This is a genomic window from Aeromonas sp. 602658 (genome assembly GCF_049173005.1).
GTDB lineage: Bacteria > Pseudomonadota > Gammaproteobacteria > Enterobacterales > Aeromonadaceae > Aeromonas > Aeromonas veronii_A.
This window is the reverse complement of record NZ_JAAKRF010000003.1, coordinates 18038-41671: the sequence shown is the minus strand read 5'-3', so window position 1 is coordinate 41671 and position 23634 is coordinate 18038. Positions and strand designations below refer to the sequence as shown.

Annotated in this window: 18 protein-coding genes; 9 read left to right on the top strand and 9 right to left on the bottom strand. The window is 60.6% G+C overall.

All coding sequences use genetic code 11. From position 1 onward, the window contains the following. Positions 1-28 precede the first annotated feature (28 nt). Complete coding sequence (locus G5253_RS04830; RefSeq protein ID WP_421202746.1) at positions 29-574, bottom strand: hypothetical protein; 546 nt, start codon at positions 572-574, stop codon at positions 29-31. A gap of 325 nt (positions 575-899) precedes the next feature. Between G5253_RS04830 and G5253_RS04825 the strand changes: the two genes are divergently transcribed. The 4 genes from G5253_RS04825 (at position 900) to G5253_RS04810 (ending at position 4237) form a co-directional block, all read left to right on the top strand. Continuing rightward, positions 900-1664, top strand: a complete 765-nt coding sequence (locus G5253_RS04825; protein ID WP_421202745.1) for a substrate-binding periplasmic protein — start codon at positions 900-902, stop codon at positions 1662-1664. A 79-nt stretch (positions 1665-1743) separates the two neighbouring features. Next, positions 1744-3228, top strand: a complete 1485-nt coding sequence (locus G5253_RS04820; protein WP_421202744.1) for a L,D-transpeptidase family protein — start codon at positions 1744-1746, stop codon at positions 3226-3228. Positions 3229-3392: 164 nt separating this feature from the next. Beyond that, the gene (locus G5253_RS04815; RefSeq protein WP_421202826.1) at positions 3393-3938 is read left to right on the top strand and encodes a DUF882 domain-containing protein; all 546 of its coding nucleotides are present in this window, start codon (positions 3393-3395) and stop codon (positions 3936-3938) included. A gap of 47 nt (positions 3939-3985) precedes the next feature. Beyond that, on the top strand, positions 3986-4237 hold the full coding sequence (locus G5253_RS04810; RefSeq protein ID WP_005338457.1) for a lipoprotein: 252 nt from the start codon (positions 3986-3988) through the stop codon (positions 4235-4237). Between the two features lie 85 nt (positions 4238-4322). On the opposite strand, the gene G5253_RS04805 is transcribed toward G5253_RS04810, so the two are convergent. Together G5253_RS04805 and cysZ are read right to left on the bottom strand one after the other, a co-directional pair. Beyond that, a complete protein-coding gene (locus G5253_RS04805; protein WP_421202743.1) occupies positions 4323-4937 on the bottom strand; it encodes a trimeric intracellular cation channel family protein in 615 nt (204 codons plus the stop codon). Positions 4938-5083: 146 nt separating this feature from the next. Next, positions 5084-5848, bottom strand: a complete 765-nt coding sequence (gene cysZ, locus G5253_RS04800; protein ID WP_421202742.1) for a sulfate transporter CysZ — start codon at positions 5846-5848, stop codon at positions 5084-5086. A 214-nt stretch (positions 5849-6062) separates the two neighbouring features. Between cysZ and G5253_RS04795 the strand changes: the two genes are divergently transcribed. The 3 genes from G5253_RS04795 to ligA all read left to right on the top strand — a co-directional run bounded on the left by G5253_RS04795 (position 6063) and on the right by ligA (position 12734). Beyond that, on the top strand, positions 6063-9437 hold the full coding sequence (locus tag G5253_RS04795; protein ID WP_421202741.1) for an AAA family ATPase: 3375 nt from the start codon (positions 6063-6065) through the stop codon (positions 9435-9437). A 15-nt stretch (positions 9438-9452) separates the two neighbouring features. Continuing rightward, a complete protein-coding gene (gene zipA / locus G5253_RS04790) occupies positions 9453-10622 on the top strand; it encodes a cell division protein ZipA (RefSeq protein ID WP_421202740.1) in 1170 nt (389 codons plus the stop codon). Positions 10623-10721: 99 nt separating this feature from the next. Then, on the top strand, positions 10722-12734 hold the full coding sequence (gene ligA / locus G5253_RS04785; protein ID WP_421202739.1) for an NAD-dependent DNA ligase LigA: 2013 nt from the start codon (positions 10722-10724) through the stop codon (positions 12732-12734). A gap of 198 nt (positions 12735-12932) precedes the next feature. Here the strand turns inward: ligA and ygjK are convergent, their stop codons facing one another. The 4 genes from ygjK to G5253_RS04765 all read right to left on the bottom strand — a co-directional run bounded on the left by ygjK (position 12933) and on the right by G5253_RS04765 (position 18411). Continuing rightward, complete coding sequence (gene ygjK, locus G5253_RS04780) at positions 12933-15413, bottom strand: alpha-glucosidase (RefSeq protein WP_421202738.1); 2481 nt, start codon at positions 15411-15413, stop codon at positions 12933-12935. 195 nt (positions 15414-15608) lie between these two features. Then, positions 15609-16409 carry a helix-turn-helix transcriptional regulator gene (locus tag G5253_RS04775; protein WP_421202737.1) on the bottom strand — a complete coding sequence of 267 codons (801 nt, stop codon included), beginning with the start codon at positions 16407-16409 and terminating at the stop codon, positions 15609-15611. 11 nt (positions 16410-16420) lie between these two features. Next, on the bottom strand, positions 16421-16957 hold the full coding sequence (locus G5253_RS04770) for a YbhB/YbcL family Raf kinase inhibitor-like protein (RefSeq protein WP_421172066.1): 537 nt from the start codon (positions 16955-16957) through the stop codon (positions 16421-16423). A 197-nt stretch (positions 16958-17154) separates the two neighbouring features. Further along, the gene (locus G5253_RS04765; protein WP_005353870.1) at positions 17155-18411 is read right to left on the bottom strand and encodes an adenylosuccinate synthetase; all 1257 of its coding nucleotides are present in this window, start codon (positions 18409-18411) and stop codon (positions 17155-17157) included. 170 nt (positions 18412-18581) lie between these two features. Here G5253_RS04765 and G5253_RS04760 point away from each other — a divergent pair, with 170 nt between their 5' ends. Beyond that, positions 18582-19496: a LysR family transcriptional regulator gene (locus G5253_RS04760; protein WP_005353868.1), complete on the top strand. Its 915-nt coding sequence runs from the start codon at positions 18582-18584 to the stop codon at positions 19494-19496. Positions 19497-19620: 124 nt separating this feature from the next. Here the strand turns inward: G5253_RS04760 and G5253_RS04755 are convergent, their stop codons facing one another. Next, positions 19621-21042: a TAXI family TRAP transporter solute-binding subunit gene (locus G5253_RS04755; protein ID WP_421172065.1), complete on the bottom strand. Its 1422-nt coding sequence runs from the start codon at positions 21040-21042 to the stop codon at positions 19621-19623. A gap of 81 nt (positions 21043-21123) precedes the next feature. Next, the gene (locus tag G5253_RS04750; RefSeq protein WP_421202736.1) at positions 21124-22266 is read right to left on the bottom strand and encodes a MalY/PatB family protein; all 1143 of its coding nucleotides are present in this window, start codon (positions 22264-22266) and stop codon (positions 21124-21126) included. 182 nt (positions 22267-22448) lie between these two features. On the opposite strand from G5253_RS04750, the gene G5253_RS04745 reads away from it, so the two are divergent. Next, the gene (locus G5253_RS04745; RefSeq protein ID WP_005362183.1) at positions 22449-23621 is read left to right on the top strand and encodes an MFS transporter; all 1173 of its coding nucleotides are present in this window, start codon (positions 22449-22451) and stop codon (positions 23619-23621) included. Positions 23622-23634: the final 13 nt, after the last annotated feature.

Sequence of the window (23634 nt, the reverse complement as noted above, 5' to 3'; positions counted from 1 at the left end):
TTTTATAAAACGGTATTGGGGACCCGTATCACTGGGCAACGGTCAAACGCACCGACTGGACATTGATGGGTGTGGGAGCCGAGAGTGCCAGAAAATTGGGGTGCTTGGGATCGGCCGTGAGCGAATCACCGGGCAGACTGAGGCGGATTTCATTGATACCCGCCTTGGCCAGTTTCACCGTGGTGGTGAAGTCATGACCGAGAGCCACTTTCAACAGGGCGCCGGCTTCCGGGCTGTTGACACGGGCATGGACTGTCAGTTGTTCCGGCTTGGCCGCCTGTTTGGGCAGCACAAAATAGAGTCCACCCTTGCCACTTAGCTGGGTCCCTTTGTCACTCGGCTTTTTGGCCCAGCCTTCGCTGGAGAGGAAGCGGCTCGGCTTGGTCAGGTTTAGCTCGTTGCCGGGCTGATAGGTCATGCTGGAGTTGTGTTCCCAGAAACGGGTTTTACCCTCCAGATAATAGAGGCGATAGGCCAGGCTCACGTTGGGGTGAGCAGCCAGATAGAGGGTATAAAGATAAAAACCGCTCAGCGCCAGGATGGCAGTGAGAAAACCAAACTTTTTGTACGTCATATCACTCTCTACGCCCGACATAATTGGTAGGCCGATGTCGCGCATATGCTAATCCAATTGCAAAAAAAGCATAGTGGATCACAAAAAAATATTTGGTCACAAATCAACCCCCTCGGCATGTCTTTTAATAAGGCACTTGCGTTGTTAATGATAACGTTGACGGTAATCAAGGGCCTCATGGTAAAGGCGTGATCTCATCTGGTAAAAAAGAGACGCACTGCAATTTGCTGCGTCATATTCTTACAGATGCCAAGGTGATGCGGCCGCTATCGCCATTTTTAAGGGGAAGAATTATGATGATTCACCTTTTCGTCAAGGATGACTCATGAAGTGGATGTTCCAGGCGTGCTTGTGTCTGGGCTGGATTTCATCTCTTTCAGCCGCCACTCTCTGCCCTGCACCTATCAAGACCGGTTTTGATAACTGGCCCCCCTATCACTATTACGATGAAAGCTCCCCTTCCCAGGTGCGCGGTTACGCTGCAGAGGTACTCACTGCGGTATTGGCCAGAATGGGCTGCGAGATTGAGTTTCGTGAGTTGCCATGGAAGCGAGTGCTTCAGGGGGTGAAGTTAGGCGAGATCGATATGGCGATGGAGGCAAACATCAATGATGAACGCGCCCGTTATGCCTGGTTTTCAGCGGCCTACAATCCTGGCCGTACACTGCTGTGGGTTCGCAAGGACAACCATTACCCAGAGCGGGATCTGGCTAGCTGGCTCGCCAAAGGCTACTCCCTCGGCGTGACCAAAGAGTATTTTTATGGTGATGAAGTGATGGCTCTGCTCGGCCGCTATGCTGGCCAGGTGAGTGCGGTGAGCGACAAGCAGAATTACGAGAAGCTGGCCCGCGGGCGCATCGACGGCTTCCTTGGTGACATGCTGGCGACGCCCAGCGGGTTGAGCAAGGAGGGAATGAGCAGTCAGTTCTCATATCATCCTATGGTCGTGTATGAATCTCCGGGCTTTTTCATGATGAGCAAGCGCACCCTCTCCCCGCAATTTTTGCAGCGGTTCAACCAAGTTTTGGCAGAATTTCAGCGCAGCGACGAATATGACATGATCTTGCGACGCTATGCGCCGGGAAACTAGCAAACTGTTAGCCATTCACGCATCATGAGCGGCCTGATGGTCGTGTTTGACTAGGTGCATCAATCGTTTTGAGGTATCAATGGGGATGAAGTATTGGCTGGCCCTTGCCAATCTGCTCTGGTTTGGCTGTTTGCCTGCCGGATTAGTGCACGCGGCAGAGGCTCAAGTTGTTGTGGCGGCGACTGAAACCCGTCATGACTGGTATCAGGGCAGTCTGGCAGAACAGGCCCGTGTCGAGCTGGAGCAGCAGTTGCAAGAGGCTGTGCTTGCCCAGCTGCATCCTGATTTTTTCACGCTGTGGAAGCGCCTGCAGGCCACCCCAGCAGACAAGCGTGGCGCCATCTATGACGACATTTTTGCCAAGTTGAGCCGTTTCCAGCACGCCTGGCGGGGGATGGATCTGGTCTCGCGCGAGCAGATGAAGACCCTCAAGCTCGATTTGAACCGCCCTGTAGTGACCCCACCCAGCGATGATGACCTGCTCACCCAGGTGAAATCCCTGCGCCCTCAGGTGGCGGAATACGAGGCGGTGCGGGCCAAGGTGCACAAACTGCTGGCGATGCCGATGGCCAGCAAGTGGCCAACCCTCGATATGCCGACCCTGCGTGCCGGAGAGAGCTCCGCCGAGCTCGGCCAAATCCGCGCCATGCTCAACGAGCTGGGCGACAGCGCCCCGAGCCATGGTGATCAGATTTACGATGGTGATACCGAGCAGGCCATCAAGCAGTTCCAGCGTCGTCATGGTCTCACCGCGGACGGCATTATCGGTCGTCAGACCCGCTCCTGGCTCAATACCGGCCCGCAAGTGCGCGCCAGCCTGCTGCTGCGCAACCTGTGGCGTCGTGATCTGGTGGATCAGCTCGCCGGTGGCCGGTACGTGCTGGTCAATATTCCCGACTACCGTCTGAGCGTGGTGGAGTCCGGCAACGAGGTGTTTACCAGCCGGGTCATCGTCGGCAAGGAGCAGCGCGCCACTCCCATTCTGGCCAGCGAAATTCGCTCCATCGTGCTCAATCCCTCCTGGCATGTGCCGCGCTCCATCCTGAGCAAGGACATCCTGCCCAAGCTGGGTCGCGATCCCGCCTACCTGAGTCGCGAGCAGTTCGAGGTGATCGACAGCGAGGGCAATCCGGTCCAGTTCACCGAAGAGGGGTGGCATCAGGCGCTGGCCGCCGGTTTCCCCTATCGCCTGCGGCAAAAGCCGGGGGATCACAATGCCCTGGGGCGCTACAAGTTCTACCTGCCCAACAATGACGCCATCTATCTGCACTCCACTCCGCGCAAGGCGCTGTTCGAACAGGGGGCGCGCGCCTTCAGCTCGGGCTGCATCCGGGTGGAGCATGCGGACGATCTGGCCGAACTGTTGCTGGCGGACTCCCGCTATCAGCCGGACAAGGTGGCCAATATCCTCAAGGAGAGCCAGACCAAATGGTTGCCGCTCACCACGCCGATCCCGGTCTTTACTGTCTACTGGAGCAGCTGGCTCGACGAAAATGGTCGCCAGCAATTGCGTAACGATATCTACGGATTTGATCGGGTCAGCTTCCAGAGCCGCCTGCTGTGATCCCTGCCACAGAGTGAAAAGCCCGGCCTGTGCCGGGCTTTTCTATGGGCGATTGAGGTTTGACAGGGCCCCCCGCCGGAGGGTAGTTTCAAGCGCCTGTATCACATTCAATCAGTGATCTTATTCAACTATTTTCGCTTGAATCTGCGATGGACGAACCCCTTATGCTGGAACAAGAGATAAGTCGACGTCGCCTGTTGCTGGGAGCCGGTTGCCTGCTGGGCAGCTCGCTGATCTCCTTCCCTGCACTGGCCAGCCGCAGTACCACCGGGCGTGAACTCAGTTTCTTCAATCTCAATACCGGCGAGCGGGTGCGCGCCAGCTATTGGGAAAATGGCCACTATCTGAGCGACGGGTTAGCCGAGCTCAACCACATCTTCCGCGATTACCGGCGCAACGAAGTGTTCAACATCGACAAGAAGCTGTTTGATCAGCTGTTTCTGTTGCAGCACAAGCTGGGTCGGCGCAGCGAAATTCAGCTGATCTCCGGCTATCGCGCCCCGGCAACCAATCGTCAGAAGCGCCACAAGAGCCACGGCGTGGCCAAACACAGCTACCACACCCTGGGGCAGGCGGTGGATGTGCGGATCCCCGGCGTACAGCTGGCCCATCTGCGCAAGGCGGCGCTCCAGCTCAAGGTGGGTGGGGTTGGTTACTATCCCCGTGATAACTTCGTTCACCTCGATACCGGCCCGGTGCGCAGCTGGTAAAGGGGATGGCAAGCTGCCAAGCTCTTCCCACCAGAGAGGAGATAGCGATGAAAAAGATAGTGATTGGCGGCCTGATCGCCCTGTTGTTGACCGGTTGCAGCAAGCTCAACCGTGAAAATTACGACCAGTTGAAGATGGGGATGAGCTACGCTGAGGCCAGCACCATTCTGGGCAAGGCGGAGCGCTGTGATGATGCGCTGGGCACTACGAGCTGCCTCTGGGGCGGGGAAGGGAAGAACATCAAGATCCGCTTTATCGCCGACAAGGCGACCTTCTTCAGCTCGGAAGGGATTAACTGAGTCGCAGACCGTCCATGAAAAAAGCGCCACTCGGGCGCTTTTTTGTTGCTCGCAATCCAACCCGCCTCGCCAGAAGCTGGCGTACTCAGTGGGTCGCGTACTGATAGTCGAAGGTGGGCAGACCCCACTTGAAGCGAACCGCCAGCAGCCGCAGTACAAAGCCGATCCCGATGGAACCGAACGCGGCCCAGTTGGTCGGCAAGCCCTGATCCAGCGCCAGACAGTAGAGGGCTGCGGTGATCAGCGAAATGGCTGCATAGAGCTCGCGACGAAATACCAGTGGAATCCGCTGGCAGAGCAGATCCCGCAGCACGCCGCCAAAGACCCCGGTCACCACCGCCATGATGCAGGCAATACCGGCGCCGTGGCCCATATCCAGCGCCCGGGCCGCACCGAAGATGGAGAAGACCACCAGTCCCAGGGCATCAAGGGCCATGAACAGCTTGCCGAGGTAGCGCATCAGGGGGGCGGAGACCACACCTGCCATCGCGGCTGCGGCAACCAGCAGCACATATTCCGGATGTTCAACCCAGAGCAGCGGATAGTGGCCGAGCAGCACATCGCGGATGGTGCCACCACCGATGGCCGTTGCCGAGGCGATGATCACCACACCAAACAGATCCATCCGTCGCCGACCCGCGGCCAGCGCGCCGGTCATCCCTTCGGCCACCAGGCCCACCAAGAAGAGTGCATGTAACATGAGATATCCCAGGGAACGAGAAAGGCCAGAATCCTACCAACTCGTGTTATATGGGACAAGCTATCGAATGCATGCATTAATTTAATTCATGCTAAATGCGAAAAAGGCACCGTTTCGGGTGCCTTTTTCTAATCAATGTTCAAGGGTTAGCGCCCCAACTGCTCCTGTCGGTAGTGATCGACCCACATGGCGGTGGCACCACAGATGGCGACCGGCATCACGAAGAGGTTCACCACCGGAATGGTGGAGAAGAGGGTCACCAAAGCGCCGAAGCTGAGGCACTTGCCACGGCGTTGCTTCAAGGCGTCACGCATGGTGATGAAGTCGATCTTGTGGTTGTCGAACGGATAATCCACATACTGGATCGCCATCATCCAGGCGCTGAACAGGAACCAGAGCACAGGCGCCAGGGTCTGGCCCACCACCGGGATCAGGAACAGGATCAGGCAGCCAATGGCCTTGGGCAGGTAATACTTCAGCTTGGTCCATTCGCGGCCGAAGGTGCGTGGCACATCCTTGACGATATCCAGCATGCCGCTGTCATTGGCGGGCTGACCGGTGAGGATCTGCTCCACCTTCTCCGCCAGCAAACCGTTGAAGGGAGCGGCTACCCAGTTGGCAACCGAGCTGAAGATAAAGGAGAAGACCACCAGTATGGTGATGAGCGCGATGGGCCACAGCAGATAGTCCAGCCAGTCGAGCCAGGCGGGGATCTGCTGATGGAGCCAGGCGAACAGGCCGTCCAGTTGCAGCAACAGGGCATAGAAGGCCCCGGCAAACAGCACGAAGTTGACCAGCAGGGGGATCAGCACAAAGGTGCGGATGCCCGGTTGGCGAATGAGGGAAAAACCGCGCAGAAAGTAGTCTGCACCGCTGATTGAATCTTTGACCATATGGGGTGATTGGCTCATGTGAGCTCCATCTATGCATGGGAGAACTGCCAGCATATTACAAACAAGCCTTTGATTTGGTAAAGTCGCCGACTATTCCTTATTTCGTGCCGTGGCGACCAAAAATCGGGCATTGAATGGGGATGATGCCTGCATATTACAAACAAAGCCGGGTCTGGATTTGATAAAATCGCCTGCCCGCCTCCTCTTTATTTAGCCACTGATACAGGTCGCCATGCGTCTGAAACTGATCAAACTCGCCGGCTTCAAGTCGTTCGTCGAGCCGACCCGCATCGAACTGTCGGCAGACATGACCGCCGTGGTGGGCCCCAATGGCTGTGGCAAATCCAACGTCATCGACGCGGTGCGCTGGGTGTTGGGGGAGAGTTCCGCTCGCCATCTGCGCGGTGAGAACATGACCGATGTCATCTTCAACGGCTCCATCAATCGCAGTGCGCACGGGCGCGCCTCGGTGGAGCTGGTGTTCGACAATCCCCACAACCGGGTGCCCGGCGAGTTCGGCCGCTTTACCGAGATCTCGGTGCGCCGCGAAGTGCTGCGCGACGGCTCCAACCACTATCAGATCAACGGCCAGAAGTGCCGCCGCAAGGATGTGACCGACCTCTTCCTCGGCACCGGTCTTGGCCCCCGCAGCTACGCCATCATCGAACAGGGCACCGTCAGCCGACTGGTGGAGTCGCGTCCGGCCGATCTCAAACTCTTTATGGAAGAGGCAGCAGGGGTCTCCCGTTACAAGGAGCGGCGCCGCGAGACCGAGCAACGCATTCGCCACACCCAGGAAAATCTGGAGCGCCTCGGCGATATTCGCGGCGAGCTGGGCTCGCGCCTTGACCACCTCAAAGCCCAGGCCGAAACAGCCGAGCGCTACAAACAGCTCAAGAGTCGTTCGCGCGCCGCTCGCGCCGAGCTGATTGGCTCCGAGTTGTGGGCGCTGGAGACGCGTCTTGGCGAGGCTAAAACAGAGCTGGCACAGGCCGAGCAGGCGCTGGCGGCGCTCGATGCCAAGCGCACCGCAGATGAGGGGCGCCACGTCACCCTGTCGGTCGCCAGACAAGAGGCGCAAGCCGAGCAGGCGAGCCGTCAGCAACAGATTTTTCTCGGCGGGCAGGCCATCGCCCGCCTCGAACAACAGCAACTGCACCAGAGTGAACTGGGGCGCGACTGGCAGGCCCGTGCAGAGGCGCTGGGCGAGCGGATCACTACCCGCAAGGCGCAGCTTGCCAGCCAGCAGGATCAACTGACCGAAGGGGTATTGCGCGCCGAGCAGGAGAGCGCCCGGCTGGAGCAGTGTGAGCAGTTGCTCACCGAGCAGCAGGAGGCCCGCCAGCAGGCCAGCGAGCAGCTGGAGCAGGCCCGCTTGCGCCAGCTGCAGTGGCAGCAACAGTTGGCCGGGTTGCAGGGGCAGCTCAACCAGACCCGTACCCAGTTGGGTGGTCTGCAGGAGCTGCAGGCCAAGACCCGGCTGGCCCGCCTCAAGCTGGAAGATGAACGCGCTGGCCCCCTCGGCACAGAGGCCGACGATCTACAACCGGCCCTCGATGCCCTGAGTGGTGAGCTGGAGCTGACGCGGGCGGCCAATGGCGAGCTGACCGAGCAGCTGGCACAGGCGGTCGACGCCCATGAACAACTCAAGCAGCAGCATGGCCAGCAGTTGAGCCTGCAACGGGAGCTGGAGGCGCGGCTGGCGACCCTGGATCAGATCCTCGGCGAGCAGATGGAGGGGGCGACCCTGGCGGATCGACTGCAGGTTGCCCCTGAGTGGGCACAGGCACTCGACAAGGTGCTGGGGCGCTGGCTCACTGCAACGCCGGCGGACGAGTGTAATCTGGCGCAAGAGGGGCTCTGGATTGGCCCGGCGCAACCGGCGGTTGCCGGTACGCTGGCGGCGCAACTGGGTGGTGAGCATATTCCTGCCTTCCTCAACGCCATCTGGCTGGTGGAGAGCCGGGAAGCCGCATTGGCCCGTCAGCCAAGCCTTGCGGCCGGTGAGTCGGTACTGACTCCTGCTGGCGATTGGCTGGGGCCAAACTGGGCAGATTTGGGGCAGGGCGCGGCGCTTGGCACCATGGCGCTGCTCGGTGAGCGTGAGTGGTTGCATACCGAGCAGGAGAAGGTTGCCGCTGGGCTGGCACAGCTGAGCGAGCAACTTGTGGCTGCCGATGCCCGGCGTGCCCAGCTTGCCAGTGCGCAGGAGTTGTCGCAGCGAACCTTGCGCGAGCAAGAGCAGAAATGGCAACAACTGCGCGAAGCCTGGAGTCTGCAACAGGGTCAGCGGCAGGAGCGGTTGCAGCGGCTCGGTCAGCTCGGCGAAGAGCTGATCCGGCTAGATCAGGAGCAGGCCGAAGAGGCAGAGCGACTGGCCAGCGCCCGTGAACAACTGGAACTCGATGAGGCACGCCTTGCCGAGTTGCAGGAGCAGGGGGAGCCGCTGACACAAGGGTTGCAGCTCGCTCAGGAGCTGCTGACCCGCTGCGAGCGGGCGGTCGACGAGGCCCGTGCGCGCCGCGAGCAGCAACAAGCGACTTGCCAGCGTTTGCAACTGGAGTTGGGCAATCTGCGCCAACTCATTACCCTGGGCGAAGAGGAGTTGGCGAGGCTCGGGCTGGAGCTGGCCGAGCTGAAAGGGCCGGATAGCAAGGCCGTGCCGGATCTGGCGCCCCTGCTGGCTGAGCAGCGCAATCTGGAGGCGCAGCAGCTCGCCTGCCATCAACGGCTGGCGGAGCTGGAGCGCCAGTTGGGTGAGCTGGAACAGGCCAGAAGTGCCGATCACAAGCAGCTGGTGACGTTGCAGGAGAAGCTGGCAACCTTGCGCCTTGAGCGCGAACGCAACCTCACCCGTCGAAAGGGGTTGCACGAGCAGTTCGAAGAGTTGGGGGTTCGACTAGTGGATCTCGATCAGGCGGTGCTGATCGCCGCTGATCGCGGCAAGCTGCGGCAGGAGATCCAGACCCTGGAGGCGCAAGTGGAGGCGCTCGGCGCCATCAACCTGGCGGCGCTGGAGGAGTACGAAGAGGCGAAAACCCGGGCAACCTATCTTGAAAATCAGTGTCAGGATCTCGAGCAAGCGCTGGAAACCTTGAGCCAAGCCATTAAAAGAATTGATAAAGAGACACAAATACGGTTCCGGGACACTTTCGATAAGGTCAACGAAGATTTAAAATCCCTGTTTCCAAAAGTGTTCGGTGGGGGCAGTGCCTGGCTTGAGCTTACCTCCGATGATCTTTTGGAGGCCGGAGTGAGCATCATGGCGAGACCTCCGGGTAAGAAGAATGCTACCATTGCCCTGCTTTCCGGGGGGGAGAAGGCGTTAACCGCGCTTGCGCTGGTTTTTGCCATCTTCAGACTCAACCCAGCACCTTTTTGTCTGCTGGATGAGGTGGATGCACCGCTCGATGAAGTGAACGTCGGTCGCTTCTGTTCTCTTGTCAAAGAGATGTCGAGCACAGTACAGTTCGTTTACATCAGTCATAATAAGGTCTCCATGGAGATGGCTGAGCAGCTGGTTGGCGTGACGATGCAAGAGCCCGGGGTTTCTCGCATTGTGTCGGTCGATATCGGTGAAGCCGTCGCTTTGGCTGAGCAAAACTAGAAAGAGAAGCAGCTAATGCAGGAATTGCGTTACATCTTGGTTGCCCTGGGCGGTATTGCTATTGCGGCATTGCTCATTCACGGGTTGTGGAGCAACAAAAAGAATCGTCAGGCACCGATCAAAGAGAAACCGATTGGACGGATGGACTCCAAGTCGCGGGATCGTGATAACGACGCCTTCGATAGCGATGGCATCGGCCAGGTACGTGTGGTCAGTGGTGGCCGTCGTGCCGAGCCCAAGCTGCGCAGTGAAGAGAGCCGCCAGCCGGAACTCGGTCGTCGCCCTGCCGTCCCCGCCTTTGATGATGAAGATGACGAGGACGCTCTGCCGCCGCCCGTAGTGCGCAAGCCTGCTGCCCGCCCGGTTCCGCCGCCTCCTGTCTATGAAGAGGAGGAAGCGTTAGACGAACCGCTGCCCGAGGAGATCGACGAGGCGCCCGCCGCGCCGGTGCGCAAACCAGCTCAGGTCAATCGTCGTACCCCGGTCTACCGTTCCCGTCCCCAGCGCGAGCCCATGATGCAGTCGCTGGATGACGAGCCGCTGGTCGAGCCCGCTTACGCGACCGCCCCTACTTTTGGTGCCCGTGCAGAGACAGTCCGTACCGCCGACAGCGTTCGTGCCGAACCGGTGCGTGCTCCCGAGCCGGAATATCAGCCGCAGCCCCGTCATGTGGCTCCCGAGCCTGTGTATGAAGAGCCTGCCTATGTGGCACCTGCTCCTGTGGTGGAAGAGCCGCGCATGGCGCCCCAGCCGGTCGAGAAGATCTGGCAGGATGTCTATGTCATCAACCTGATGGGCCGTCCGGGTCACGACTTGCAAGGTGCGACCCTGCTCTCATCCCTGATGGCGCTGGGCTTCAAGTTTGGCGAGATGGATATTTTCCACCGTCACGAAGATCCCAACGGCAAGGGTGAAGTGCTCTTCTCCATGATCAACATGGTCAAGCCGGGCACCTTCAATCCGTACCGGATGGAACAGTTCACCACGCCGGGTGTCTCCCTGTTCATGCAACTGCCGCTGCGCAGCAATGCCGCGTTTGCCTTCGAGGATATGCTGCAGGCTGCCGATCAGCTGGCCAGCGATCTCGATGCCATGCTGACCGATATGGATCGCAGCCCGCTGAGCGACGAGACCATTGCCCGTTACCGTCACGAGCTGGCTGCCTACGAGGCCAGTCGCGACTAATACGCCATGCGGGTCGAGTGAAGAAAAAGTGCGGTACCCTGGTACCGCATTTTTGTTTCTACCCCGGCCGTATGTTCAATCACACTTCGAGACTTTTTCATGAGCGACACCCTCTCCCGCCACCGTCAATTGTGTGAACTGCTTACCGAATATGGTCACCAGTACTATGTGCTGGATAACCCCACAGTGCCGGATGCCGAATACGATCGCCTGATGCGCGAGTTGATTGCGCTGGAGGCCGAGCATCCCGAGCTGAAAACACCGGCGTCACCCAGCGTGCGTGTCGGAGGCCAGCCGCTGACGGCGTTCAGTCAGGTGCGTCATGAGATCCCCATGCTCAGTCTGGATAACGTCTTTAGCAGTGACGAGCTGCTGGCGTTTGAACAACGGATGAGCGATCGCCTCAAGCGTGAAGTGCGTTTCGAGTTCTGCTGCGAGCCCAAGCTTGATGGCCTGGCGGTGAGCCTGCTCTATGTAAATGGTCAGCTGGTGCAGGCTGCGACCCGGGGCGATGGCGCTACCGGTGAGGAGATCACCGAGAACGTGCGTACCATCAAGGCGATTCCGCTCGCATTGCGGGGCTCTGGTTGGCCCGAGCGGCTTGAGGTGCGTGGCGAAGTGTTTATGCCCAAGGCCGGTTTCGAGGCGATGAATGCCAAGGCACTGGCAGCAGGCGAGAAGGTGTTCGTCAACCCTCGTAACGCCGCCGCCGGCAGCCTGCGTCAGCTCGATTCACGTATCACTGCCAGCCGTCCCCTGAGCTTTTACGCCTACGGCGTCGGTGTCGGCGGCGAGCTGCTCGGTGACTCTCACTTTGGTCGCCTCAATCAGCTCAAGGAGTGGGGGCTGCCGCTTAGTCCCGAGGTGAAACTCAAAGAGGGGGGCGCCGGTTGTCAGGCGTTCCACGACGACATTCTGGCCCGCCGTGGCGAGCTTCCTTACGAGATCGACGGCGTGGTCTACAAGGTGGATGCCATCGCTCTGCAGGAGGAGCTCGGCTTTGTGGCCCGCGCCCCACGCTGGGCGACCGCCCACAAGTTCCCGGCGCAGGAGGAGATGACAGAGCTTGAGAACGTCGAGTTTCAGGTCGGCCGCACCGGCGCCGTGACCCCGGTCGCCAAGCTCAAACCGGTGTTTGTCGGCGGCGTCACCGTCTCTAACGCCACTTTGCACAACGCCGACGAGATTGAACGCCTTGGCGTGATGATTGGCGATACCGTGATCGTGCGCCGGGCAGGGGATGTGATCCCGCAGATCGTCGCCGTGGTGGAGGCGCAGCGCCCTGTTGATGCACGCGAAATTCTCTTCCCGACCGAGTGTCCGGTCTGTGGCTCTGCGGTCGAACGGCTGGAAGGGGAAGCGGTTGCCCGCTGCTCCGGTGGCCTGTTCTGCGAGGCGCAGCGCAAGGAGGCGATCAAGCACTTCGCCGCCCGTCGCGCCATGGATGTGGACGGCCTTGGCGACAAGATTGTCGAGCAGCTGGTAGACAAGGGGCTGGTGAAGACTCCCGCCGATCTGTTTAGCCTCAACGCCATCCAGCTGGCCGGTCTTGAGCGGATGGGGCAAAAATCGGCCCTCAATCTGGTAGCCGCCATCGATGCTGCGCGCAGTACCACCCTGCCGCGTTTCCTGTTTGCCCTGGGGATCCGCGAAGTGGGGGAGGCGACTGCGCTCAACCTTGCCAACCACTTCCTCACGCTGGATGCCCTGCGCGCGGCCTCGGTGGAGCAACTGCTCGAAGTGGCCGATGTGGGTGATGTGGTGGCCAAGCATGTCTACTACTTCCTGCGTCAGCCGCACAACGTGGAGGTGCTGGAAGCCTTGCTGGCTGCCGGCATCCACTGGCCGGCCATCGAGAAGAAAGAGGCCGCGGAGCAACCCTTTGCCGGCAAGACCTTCGTGCTGACCGGCACCCTGACCACCTTGTCGCGCAACGACGCCAAGGCGGCGCTGCAGGCGCTGGGGGCCAAGGTGGCGGGCTCTGTATCTGCCAAGACCGATGTGCTGGTCGCGGGGGAAGCGGCCGGTTCCAAGCTGGCCAAGGCACAGGAGCTTGGCATTACCATCTGGAGCGAAGAGGAGTTGCAGCAGGCGCTGCAAGGCCAGAGCTGAGTTCGTCTCTCTGATAAAAAAACAACCCGGTATTCGTGCCGGGTTGTTTTTTATTCCCCCGCTATCACCATTTTTTGCGGGGGTGCAGCAAGCGCCTGAGCAATATTTCCCGAGTGCTCAGTTTGCTCAATCAGTATGGCAACACTCTACAAGGCCACCTGATGCATCAAGCCGAAGGGGGGCATCCTCTCTCGAGGCTTATTCCTGTGGCTTGAGGAAGTTGCGATAGAGCATATAGAGGTGGGCCGAGCTCCAGCTGAAGTTGCTGGCCCCCTGCATGGCGCCGGTCTCCGGATTGTAGTTTTCGCGGATGGGGCCGCTGCCCGCCAGTCCTTCGGCATTGTTGAACAGCTTGTTGACCAGTGCCTCGGCATCGCTGCGATAGCCGTAGTTTTCGAGCCCCTTCACCCCGAAGTAGAACTGATCGAGCCATACCCGGCCGCGCCAGTAGATATTGGGGTCGTAGGCCGGGTTGGTCAGCGCGGCTGTGCCCAGCGGGATCTTTGTGTTGAACTCCTGGGCGTTGAGCATCACCTCGCGCACCCGTGCCGCTTTCTCCTTGTCGGCGACTTCTGCCCAGAGCGGGCTCCACCCTTCCGGGCCACGGCCGCGGGCGGTCAGCAATTTTCCGACGCAGCCGTTGCCGTCAGCAACATCCCCCTGAGCAATCTGACGATCGTAATAGAAGCCTGATGCCTCATCGAACATGCAGCTGTTGATGTAACCAGCCAGCTGGATCGCACCATCGCGGTAGCGGCTCGCGTCGTTCGGCTTGCCAAGCAGGTCGGCCATGTCGGCCAGAATGCGTTTCTCCTTGGCGAGGAAGGCGTTGAGCTCCACCGACTCCTGATCGATGGAGAAACCGATCAAATCGCCATTGTCCTGATGGTTTTCAAAGAAGGCGACGTTCCAGTCCTGACGCGCCTTGGCCAAATCTCCGCCATAGGTCTTGTCGGCATAGCGTTGCAGCTGGCCCGGTTCGATAAAGCCGAAGCGGGCTGCGTTGTCCATGCCTGACTCCCAACCGGCGCCGTGCTGGGCACCGATATCCATGTCGCTGTACCCGCCCACGTTCAACACCTGTTGATAGAGCGGCATACCGGCGCAGGCATACCAGTCATCCCCCTCACTGGTACAGCTGGAGAGATCCAGCCCGGCGGGAATACCGTTGGAGTACTGCACCTTGAAGGTGATATTGCCGTACTCGTCATTGTGCTCCACATGCTTGGTGGCGCCATATTCGATGATGCCGTTGCGGTTGTTGTCCCGCGCGCGGTACCACCAGTCGTGGTAGGCCTGCAGCTTGGGATACATCTCGGCGATAAAGGCCTTGTCCTTGGTAGCGTTGTAGATTTCCCAGATGGCCCAGGCGGAGAGGGGCGGCTTGGTGTCGCGCTCGTTCCAGTTGCCGCCATCGCCACCGCGATCCGCCAGCTTGTTGTAGAAGACGGCGTCGATCACCATGCCCGCATCCTGTGGTCGCACCGGATCATCCGGCTGTACTTGATAGTCATACATGGCGCGCACGTTGTTCTTGGCCACCTCAGGGTTGAAGTGTGCCATGGCATAGGCGTGCTTCCAGCTGTCCCAGGCCCAGACGCCGTCGAACCAGCGGGCGGTATTGGAGGGGGTCACCCCGTCGTGGAGGATGGCGCCAGCCGGGGAGCGCCAGTTGCCGTTGAGGGTCTCCATCGCTTTGACGGCGATGCGACGCTCCGACTCGGGGATACCCTGATTGGAGAGACCGTTGGCAAGGTAGCCCTCCCAGCGGCGGATGGAGTCGGCAAAATAGCTGGCTGGGTTGGCCAGCAGGGCCTGACGGCTCTGCTGATGGCGGCTGGCGTCATCTGCGGAGTGGAGATAGCTCTGCAGGGTGTAGATATCCTCGCTCTCCTTGGCGGCCAGGGTAATGCTGGCGTCGCTTTGGTAGCCCAGTGTCTTCTGGTCGAGGGTGGTGCGACTTGGCAGGGTGCGGTCGATGCGATAGCGGGCGCTGCCGCTCTGCATGATGTTCCAGGTGCTGCGCAGTTTGCCGAACTGGAATTCGATTCCTTTGTCGCTCTCGCTGATGGTGCGAGTCCAGCCTGGATATTTGCTGGCAATCGTATCCTTGGCATCCCATTGATTGAGCAACTCGCCCTGCCAGTTGAGGTTGAGGGTGAGCGGTGCATCGGTCTGATTGATGAGTCGGGTGCGGATAAGGGCGGTGCGGGCATCGCCATAACGCAGCTCCAGCTCCAGCGTAAAGGGCTCGAACTCGAAGCGTTGCACCAGTGCACCGGGAATGGCGTACACCTCCTGCTTGCGGGCGCTGGTGAGCGGGAACGGGCGCCCGCTCGCATCGCTCAGGGTGAGCTTGTCCAGCCCGCTGGCAAAGAAGAGGCTGTACTCCTCGGAGATGACCATGGGGCCGGTAAAGCCCCCCCACTCCTTGTCGTTGGCAGGCAGCAGGAAACCGTGCCATGCCCCCAGATCGAGCAGCGGGTTGTATTTGAGGTTGGAGTAGCTGTCAAAGTCGCGGAATTGGGTCGGTGTTCCCCGACGGTCGATCACGTCCTTGTACTGGATGGCCTGCTCCGGTTTGGCGACTGTGCTGCTCTCAGTCTGGTTATCGTTGCAGGCAGTCAGTCCGAACAGGGCGGTGCCGAGGGCTACCGAGAGTAAAGTTTTACGAAACATTGCTCGCTCCAATTCCGTTTATGTAGGTTAAAAGGAAGATTTTTTACGCTTATTTTTAGTGAAAAGGTGTTCGGTAGCCATTGTATGGCAAGGGAAAAGGGAGCGTTGGCGCGAGATCACACTCTGAGGAGGCGGCAATGTGAGCGGGATCACCGGGTTACATCAGGTTACATAAAATTGACTTTAAGTAATATTTTACTTGTCGTTGCTCGCCAATCTGGCAGGGCAAGTGTGCAGGTATTGGTGGGGCGTCAGGCCGAACTCCTGTTTGAAGCGGGCGGCAAAGCGGCTGGGGGAGTCATAACCGCAGGCGAGGGCGACCTCCAGCGGGGTCAGGCCCTGTTGCAACAGGTTGAGGGCGTGGCTCATGCGCACCTGAGCCAGCAACTGGCGAAAGCTGCGACCTTCGGCGGCCAGCTTGCGCACCATGGAGGCGCGGCTCATGGAGAAGTGGGGGGCCACCGCCTCCAGGGTGTGGTCGATGCCGGGTTCCACCGCTAGGTAGCGGGCCAGCCGCTCTGCGAGGGTCATGGTGCTGGCGGGAAAGAGCAACCCGAGGGCATTGGCGGCCCGCAGCTCGGCATAGAAGCCGCGCAGCAGTTCGGCCTGGGTCGCCTCGCTCAGTCCCCGTTCGGCCATGGTGCTGATGAGCTCAAAGCAGAAGGCGAGCCCGGGGGTGACCTTGACAGCGGGTTCCTCCAGATCGGCGTGGGAAGGGGCTGACTCGGCCAGCCATTCTGGTGGCGGCAGAGTGAGCAGCGTGATGGCGTGGGAGCGAAACTTGCCCTGCTCCGGCTGATTGACGAAGGTGAGCTGGTGGCCTGCCGGGATCAGCAGCCACCGCTCCCTGTCAAACGACAGACGTCGCTCGTGCCACCATAGTTGCTTGCTCCCCTGGGTGACCCAGATGAGGGTTGGGGCATAGATGAGCACCCGATGCAGGGGCTGCTGGCGGATCCCGAGATAGTGGCTCTGTTGCAGCAGGGGAGTGCTCATCCGGTTGGCTCCTAGGGGGTGACGAAGGTGGCGGTCAGGGTGGCTTTGCCGAGCGCCATGCTGTTGAGCATGTAGCCTACCATAGCCGGCGGGGTATCAGCCTTCACCTCGAGATCATGGGGCAGGGCCCAGGCGGTGAACTCATAGCGGTGCATGCCGTGACCAGCGGGCGGGCAGGGGCCGCCGTAACCCTGGCTGCCAAAGTCGGTGCGGATCTCCAATCCCTGCTTGAGCTTGCCGGAGGCATTGCTGGCCAGCTCGCTCTGGGTGGCAGGCAGGTTAACCACCAGCCAGTGCCACCAACCGCTGCCGGTAGGGGCATCGGGGTCATAGGCGGTGATGGCAACACTCTTGGTGCCTGCCGGCAGATCCTGCCAGCTAAGTTGGGGCGAGTGGTTGTCGCCGCTGCAGCCAAAGCCGTTGAAGCTGAACTGTTTGGCCATCAGCTGGCCTTCGTGAATATCCGTGCTCTTCAGGGTCATGGCAAAGGCTGGCATGGCCGTCAGGCAGAGCAGTGGCAACAGGGCACTCTGTTTGAGCAATTTCATCGGGTGACTCCTCGTGTGGTAACGGGTTCACTTTAACGAGGGCAGGGTAGAATTTTATTGCAGAACTGCTCAATGTGAGGTCGATTGGTGAGTTAATTGAGCCTTTGGGTGGTTTTATGGCAAGAAGGTAAACGGCAGCCATAAAAAAAACCGGCATCAGGGATGCCGGTTTTTTGTTTGACGATGAGAAATGCGGCTTAGCGCAGGATCATCTCGTCACGGCCCGGGCCGACGGAAACCATCGGAACCGGTACGCCGAGCAGCTCTTCGATACGCAGCACGTACTGCTGGGCAGCGCGCGGCAGCTCTTCGAAGGTGCGGCAACCGGTGATGTCTTCGCTCCAGCTTTCCATCTGCTCGTAAACCGGCTTCAGGGCTGCAGTTTGCGGCCAAATCGGGTTCTCGGTGTGGGCACCTTCGTAGGCCACGCAGATCTTCAGATCCGGCAGACCGGTCAGGCAGTCCAGCTTGGTCAGGGCCACTTCGGTGGCGGCTTGCAGCTCGACACCGTTCTTGGTGGCGACAGCATCGAAGTAGCCGACATCACGAGGACGGCCGGTGGTGGCACCGAACTCGTTGGTGATCTTGCGGAACTCGTCCTGGTTCTCCATGGCGGTCAGCAGGGTGCCGGTACCGACAGAGGAGCTGAATGCCTTGGCCACAGCGATGACGCGCTCCGGACGCAGACCCGGCAGACCGCCACCGATACCGGCGTAGGCGCCAGATACGTGGGAGGAGGTCACCCAGGGGTATTCGCCGTAGATCAGGTCACGGCCAGCGCCCAGCTGCGCTTCGAACAGCAGGGTCTTGCCTTCGGCCTGCAGCGCTTTGAGCGGCATGCTGACGTTGCACACGGCGTCGATCCACGGTGCAGAGACTTCCAGCAGCCAGTCAGCCATCTCCTGGGCAGTCTGGGTGAATTCGAAGGAGGGGTAGATAGCCTTCATCTGCGGCAGTTTCCAGTCCAGCATGAACTGGATGCGCTCGACCAGCACGTCCGGCTGTTTCAGCCAGCCGACCAGGATCGCTTTCTTCATCACGCGATCGCCGTAGGCAGGAGCGATGCCCTGACGGGTGGAGCCATAGGCGCCGTCACCCAGACGTTGCTCTTCCAGGGTATCTTCCAGTGCGTGCAGCGGCAGGCAGAGGGTAGCGCGGTCAGAGATGGCCAGCTTCGGAGTCACGCCGGAGGCTTTGACTTCGTCGAGCTCGACGGTCAGTTTCTCGGGGCTGATCACCATGCCCGGGCCGAGGACAACCAGGCAATCCGGGTTGAATACGCCACTCGGAACCTGGTGCAGCTTGAAGGTGCCAAGGTCGTTGACCACGGTGTGGCCAGCGTTGTTGCCGCCCTGGAAGCGAATGCTGGCGCCAGCTTGACCTGCCAGATAATCCACGATGCGGCCTTTGCCTTCATCACCCCAGTTAGCACCTACGACTACGATAGACGACATGACTCTTTCTCCTAAGACGTTAGGCGTTCATCCTAGGAGCCTGATGCGGATTAGAAAAATTAATTATCTTTATAATTCCGATAAGAGAACCATATAATTATGGCCAATTAAGCGGCAAACCGTCCGATTTTGCCTGGCAAGCCCCGCACATCGCGGGTTGAGGGACTCTTATGCTGGATATTCACTGGCTGCAAACCTTTGTCACCCTGGCCCGATTGCAACATTTTGGCCAGACCGCCACCGAGCTGCACATGACCCAGCCCAATGTCAGCCTGCATATCAAGCGGCTGGAGCAGGCGACCCGGGTGCGGCTGATCGAGCGCAGTCCGTTTCGCCTGACGCAGGCGGGGGAGCGGCTGCTGCAAAGCGCCGAGCGCACCATTGCCGAGTTGCAGCTCTGCCAGTCCGATCTCAATGCCCTCAACCAGCTGAGTCAGGGGACGCTGGCCATCGCCGCCAGCGACATCATCTCCCGCCTGCTGCTTATCCAGCCGTTCCAGCGCTTCAAGCGGGAGTTCCCCGGCATCGACCTTACCCTGTTCAACACCACTTCGGATCAGGCCGCCGAGCTGGTCAAGGCGGGCAAGGCGGATCTGGGCTTCGTGATGGCGCAAAAGCGCAGCGAGCCGCTCTTCTATACCGAGCTGCAACAGGTAACCTGGTGCGCGCTGGGCCACGGCCTTGCCCGCTGGCAGGCGCGGGCGGTGGCGGGAGAGAGCGATCCCCTCGATGAGCCGACCCTGATCTTGCTCGGTCACGACACCCGCACCCGGGCGCTGATCGACCCATCCCTGCCGCTGTTGGCGTTACCCCCTTGCCGCATCATGGAGGTGGGCAGCGTGGACGCCCAGCTGGATTGGGCCGAGGCGGGCTTTGGTGTCGCCATCGTGCCGGACTTTTCCCTGCATCCGCGCCTCAACCTCACCGCGCCGGTCACCAGCCTCGGCGACTTTCCCGGTACCAGTCTGGGCTACGTGGTGCGCCAGAATCAGGTGTTGTCGCGGGCCATCAAGCAGTTGCTGCACTGGGTAGAGGAGGAGATCCAGAAGCCCAACCCCTATCTGACCCGGGTGATGGAGCCGTAGCGGGGCGGCAAGGTGAGTAGGTCTATCGGGGTGACTGTGCCGCCATCAATTGCGTCACTATCGAACGTGCGTAAACAATCAGGGCAGCCGAGGCTGCCCTGATGCGTTTGTGGGTGCTGACCACTCAGTGCTGCGGCGGTGTGGCTGCACTGGTGGCAGGGGAGGGAAGTATATCGGTTTTATCCTGCGGTGGGGTTTCGTCAGCAACCGCGCTGCTGGCAGGCTGGGTTGCCTGCTCTTGCGGCGCAGTGGCCGCAGAGGCGCTCTGTGGCAACTGAGTTGAAACGGCAGCCGATGGTGCTGGCGCCGTTGACGCTGCGGCAGAGGGGGCCACGCTCCCACCCTCGGTGGTTGGCGCAGTGAGCTCGGGGGTGACCTCGAGCGCCTCTTCGGGTAAGGGATTAACCTCTGTGGCTTCTGTCGCCACTGCGGCACTGCTGGTGGCGGTCGCGTCGGAGGGCGCCTCAATGGGCGTTGTCGTCCCGTCGGCGGCACTCACCTGCTCTGTCGTGGGCACCGCTTCCGAGGTCGATGGTGCTGGTGTTAACGGCTCCGGCGTCAGCTGTTCCGCGGTTAACTGCTCGGGGGTCAGTGACAAGGGAGCTGGCGGTTGATCCGACATTCCCGCATGGAGGGGCAGCTCGGTTTGCGCCTGCAACTGCTCGGGAGTCACCTTGCTAAGGGCGGGATGCAGCCGACTGAACTGTTTGACCCGGGCCAGCAGGGTATCGCGCACGGTTCGGACGATGGGGTCCGGCAGGCTGGCCAGCGCCACCAGTTCGGCACTCATCCCGATGTTGTTGATGGCGGTGGTCTGCCCCGGATAGAGGTTGGCGGCGATACGGCTGCGCTGGTAGTAGGGGTATTGCTTGAGCAGCCTGTCGATCTGCTCCCCTTCGATGGGAATGAGGCGCACCTTGCAGCGGCTGATCAGATCGCCGACCGCCAGACTGGGGTGACCGGCAACCACAAACGCGGCATCCAGCGATCCATCGCACAGCCCTTCCAGCGGTTCGCTGTCCGATTTGAGCTGATAGGCAGCAAACTGCCCGGGTTGCCATCCCATGACTGCCATCAGGGCCTGGCTGGTGATCTGCTCACCGGCGCCGTTGTTGCCCGGATAGACCCGTTTCCCTTCGATATCTGCCAGGGTGGTGATGCCGCTATTGGGGGCGGCCAGCAGGGTCAACGACTCCTGATAGAGGCGAAACAGGCTGCGCAGCTCATTGTTGGCCCCCTGCCCGCTGAAGGGGCCGGTGCCGTGCAGGGCGTGGTGCAACACATCGGATTGCACCAGCGCCAGCTGTACGTCCCCCTTGTCGAGTGCCTTGAGATTGGCCATCGAGCCACGGGTGCTCTGCACGGTGCAGCTGTCCCCATGCAGGGCATGGCCGGCATTGAGCACTCGGCAGATGGCGCCACCGGTCGGGTAGTAGACCCCATTGAGCGGGCCCGTTCCGATAGTCAGCGCCTGGCTGCCAAAGGGGAGCAGCGCAGAGAGTGCACAGAGGGGGAGCAGAAGGTGATGCAAGATCCGTAGAGACATAATTGACCGTTGACTGAGTTGACCGCTGGCTGATGACACAGGGAAAAAGGGATGGGGCTTGCCCATCCCGTTGCTGGCTGATCAGGGCTTGTTATTGAGGATTGCCCGCTCCATCCGCGCCAGCGCGTCGGTCAGCCGTGCCCTGGTGCAGCCGAAGTTGAGCCGCACGAACTGACCGTCGCCAAACTGGGCGCCGGGGGAGAGACCAACGCCGGCCTGCTCGAAGAAGGCGATGGGATCGGCAAGGCCAAGGGCGCTCACATCGATCCAGGCCAGATACGTCGCCTGATGGTTGGCCAGCTTGACACCGGGCCAGCGGGCAACCGCCTGCTGGATCAGGGCCAGATTGGCCGCCAGATAGTCGAGTTGCGCGGTTAGCCACTGCTCACCACCCTCATAGGCTGCTTCGGCGGCGACAAAGCCCAGCAGGTTGACGTCGGCGCTGATGCCGCGCATCGCCTGTTGCAGCCTGAAGCGCAGACGGGCGTTGGGGATAATGGCGAAGGAGCAGCAGAGACCGGCGATATTGAAGGTCTTGCTCGGGGCCATCATCACCGCGCAGCGCCCGGCTGCTTGTACACTGATGGCGCCGTAGGGAATGTGGCGGGCGTTTTTATCCAGCAGCAGATCGCAGTGGATTTCATCGGAGCAGATCACCAGATTGTGGCGCGCGGCGATGACATCGATGGCCAGTAGCTCGTCACGGGTGAAGATGGTGCCGCCCGGGTTGTGGGGGTTGCAGAGCAGCAGTAGATCTGCGGCGGGGGCCTGACGCTCAAGCTCTGCCAGATCCAGCACCCAACGACCCGCCTCTTCAATCATCGGCACGGTGAGCAGGGGGCGATCATTGAAGCCCGGCGCCTGCAGGAAGGGGTAGTAGACCGGCTTGGGGGTGATGATGCCGCGGCCATGCTGGCTCCACGCCTTGCAGGCGAGGTTGAGCCCCGGCACCACGCCCGGCAGGAATACCAGCCATTCGGGCTCGATGGCCCAGCCATAGCGGGTTGCCATCCGTTCGATAATGAGTTCGATCAGGCGCGGCGAGGGGCGTGAATAGCCGAAAATGCCGTGGGCGACCCGTTTGGTCAACGCCTCGATCACGGACGGGGGGGAGACAAAGTCGGTATCGGCAACCCACATGGGCAGCACATCCTGACCCTTGTACTTGTCCCATTTCAGGCTCATGGTGCCACTGCGGTCTACTTCCTGATCAAAATCAAACATGCGAATTCCTTGTGCTGGCAGGATGGGCTTTCACTCTACGGGGTCGCGGCCTCCCTCGCAAGGCGCACACCTGCTTATGCCATCCTTGAGCCCGCTCTTGATAGTGACATAAGATAGGCGCCGAATTTTCATACGGCTGCCGCCCGTTAGCCCGTATCGTCCCTCCAATCAGTGGTAACCCTATGAGCTTGTCGATAGCGGCGGTCAAACGCCCTGACCCAGTCTCTCTTTCATTTCTTGCCGTGACCTTTATGACCGGCGTCGCGGTGGCACTGCAGGTGCCTACCTTAAGTCTGTTTCTGGCCGAAGAGGTGCAGGTGCGCCCCTTTCTGGTCGGGCTCTTCTATACCATCAATGCGGTGGTGGGCATTCTGGTCAGCCAGTGGCTGGGCCATCGCTCCGACAACAAGGGGGATCGCAAGCGACTGATCCTGCGCTGCTGTTTTGCCGGGGTGGCGCTCTCCTTGCTGTTTGCCTGGAACCGCAACTACTGGCTGCTGGCGAGTCTGGGGGTGATGCTGGCGGCGCTGGCGGCCACAGCCAGTCCCCAGCTGTTTGCGCTGGCGCGGGAGTATTCCGACAGCCGCAACCGGCGGGCTGACATGTTCAGCTCGGTGATGCGAGCCCAATTTTCGCTGGCCTGGGTCATAGGCCCGCCCATCGCCTTCGCGCTGGCTATCGGCTACGGTTTCGAGCTGATGTATCTGGCTTCGGCACTGGCCTACCTGCTCTGTGCCCTGGTGGTGTGGCGCTGGCTCCCCTCTCTCCCTTTGCCCAAGATGGCTGAAGAGAGCGAGCGGGTCAGCAGCTGGCGGGATCCGGCGGTGCGGGCGCTCTTTATCGCCTCCACCCTGATGTGGACCTGCAACAGCATGTACCTCATCAATATGCCGCTTTACATCACCCGCGAGCTCGGGATGGATGAGAAGCTTGCCGGTATCCTGATGGGCACGGCGGCGGCGCTGGAGATCCCCTTCATGCTGCTGGCGGGTTACTACACGGCCCGTTTTGGCAAGCGCCCCATGATGCTGCTGGCGGTGCTAGCTGGTGCGGCCTTTTACACAGGTCTGGTGACCCTCACCGACCAATACGCCCTGATCGCCTTGCAGCTGTTCAACGCCATCTTCATCGGTATCGTGGCGGGGATCGGCATGTCTTACTTTCAGGATCTGATGCCGGGGAGAGCCGGGGTGGCGACTACCCTGTTTGCCAACAGCATCCGCACCGGCTCCATCATGGCGGGGGCCATCGCCGGTGTGGTGGCGGAGGTGTGGAGTTTCCACGGGGTCTTTATGGTGGCGCTGGGATTGGCGCTGGTGGCACTGGCCGCCAGCTGGCGGGTGCCGAACGTCTGACGGGGGATGTGAC

Coding starts and splice junctions, on each gene's coding strand:
- G5253_RS04830 (WP_421202746.1), bottom strand. CDS start 574: ATGACGTACAAAAAGTTTGGTTTTCTCACTGCCATCCTGGCGCTGAGC.
- G5253_RS04825 (WP_421202745.1), top strand. CDS start 900: ATGAAGTGGATGTTCCAGGCGTGCTTGTGTCTGGGCTGGATTTCATCT.
- G5253_RS04820 (WP_421202744.1), top strand. CDS start 1,744: ATGGGGATGAAGTATTGGCTGGCCCTTGCCAATCTGCTCTGGTTTGGC.
- G5253_RS04815 (WP_421202826.1), top strand. CDS start 3,393: ATGCTGGAACAAGAGATAAGTCGACGTCGCCTGTTGCTGGGAGCCGGT.
- G5253_RS04810 (WP_005338457.1), top strand. CDS start 3,986: ATGAAAAAGATAGTGATTGGCGGCCTGATCGCCCTGTTGTTGACCGGT.
- G5253_RS04805 (WP_421202743.1), bottom strand. CDS start 4,937: ATGTTACATGCACTCTTCTTGGTGGGCCTGGTGGCCGAAGGGATGACC.
- cysZ (WP_421202742.1), bottom strand. CDS start 5,848: ATGAGCCAATCACCCCATATGGTCAAAGATTCAATCAGCGGTGCAGAC.
- G5253_RS04795 (WP_421202741.1), top strand. CDS start 6,063: ATGCGTCTGAAACTGATCAAACTCGCCGGCTTCAAGTCGTTCGTCGAG.
- zipA (WP_421202740.1), top strand. CDS start 9,453: ATGCAGGAATTGCGTTACATCTTGGTTGCCCTGGGCGGTATTGCTATT.
- ligA (WP_421202739.1), top strand. CDS start 10,722: ATGAGCGACACCCTCTCCCGCCACCGTCAATTGTGTGAACTGCTTACC.
- ygjK (WP_421202738.1), bottom strand. CDS start 15,413: ATGTTTCGTAAAACTTTACTCTCGGTAGCCCTCGGCACCGCCCTGTTC.
- G5253_RS04775 (WP_421202737.1), bottom strand. CDS start 16,409: ATGAGCACTCCCCTGCTGCAACAGAGCCACTATCTCGGGATCCGCCAG.
- G5253_RS04770 (WP_421172066.1), bottom strand. CDS start 16,957: ATGAAATTGCTCAAACAGAGTGCCCTGTTGCCACTGCTCTGCCTGACG.
- G5253_RS04765 (WP_005353870.1), bottom strand. CDS start 18,411: ATGTCGTCTATCGTAGTCGTAGGTGCTAACTGGGGTGATGAAGGCAAA.
- G5253_RS04760 (WP_005353868.1), top strand. CDS start 18,582: ATGCTGGATATTCACTGGCTGCAAACCTTTGTCACCCTGGCCCGATTG.
- G5253_RS04755 (WP_421172065.1), bottom strand. CDS start 21,042: ATGTCTCTACGGATCTTGCATCACCTTCTGCTCCCCCTCTGTGCACTC.
- G5253_RS04750 (WP_421202736.1), bottom strand. CDS start 22,266: ATGTTTGATTTTGATCAGGAAGTAGACCGCAGTGGCACCATGAGCCTG.
- G5253_RS04745 (WP_005362183.1), top strand. CDS start 22,449: ATGAGCTTGTCGATAGCGGCGGTCAAACGCCCTGACCCAGTCTCTCTT.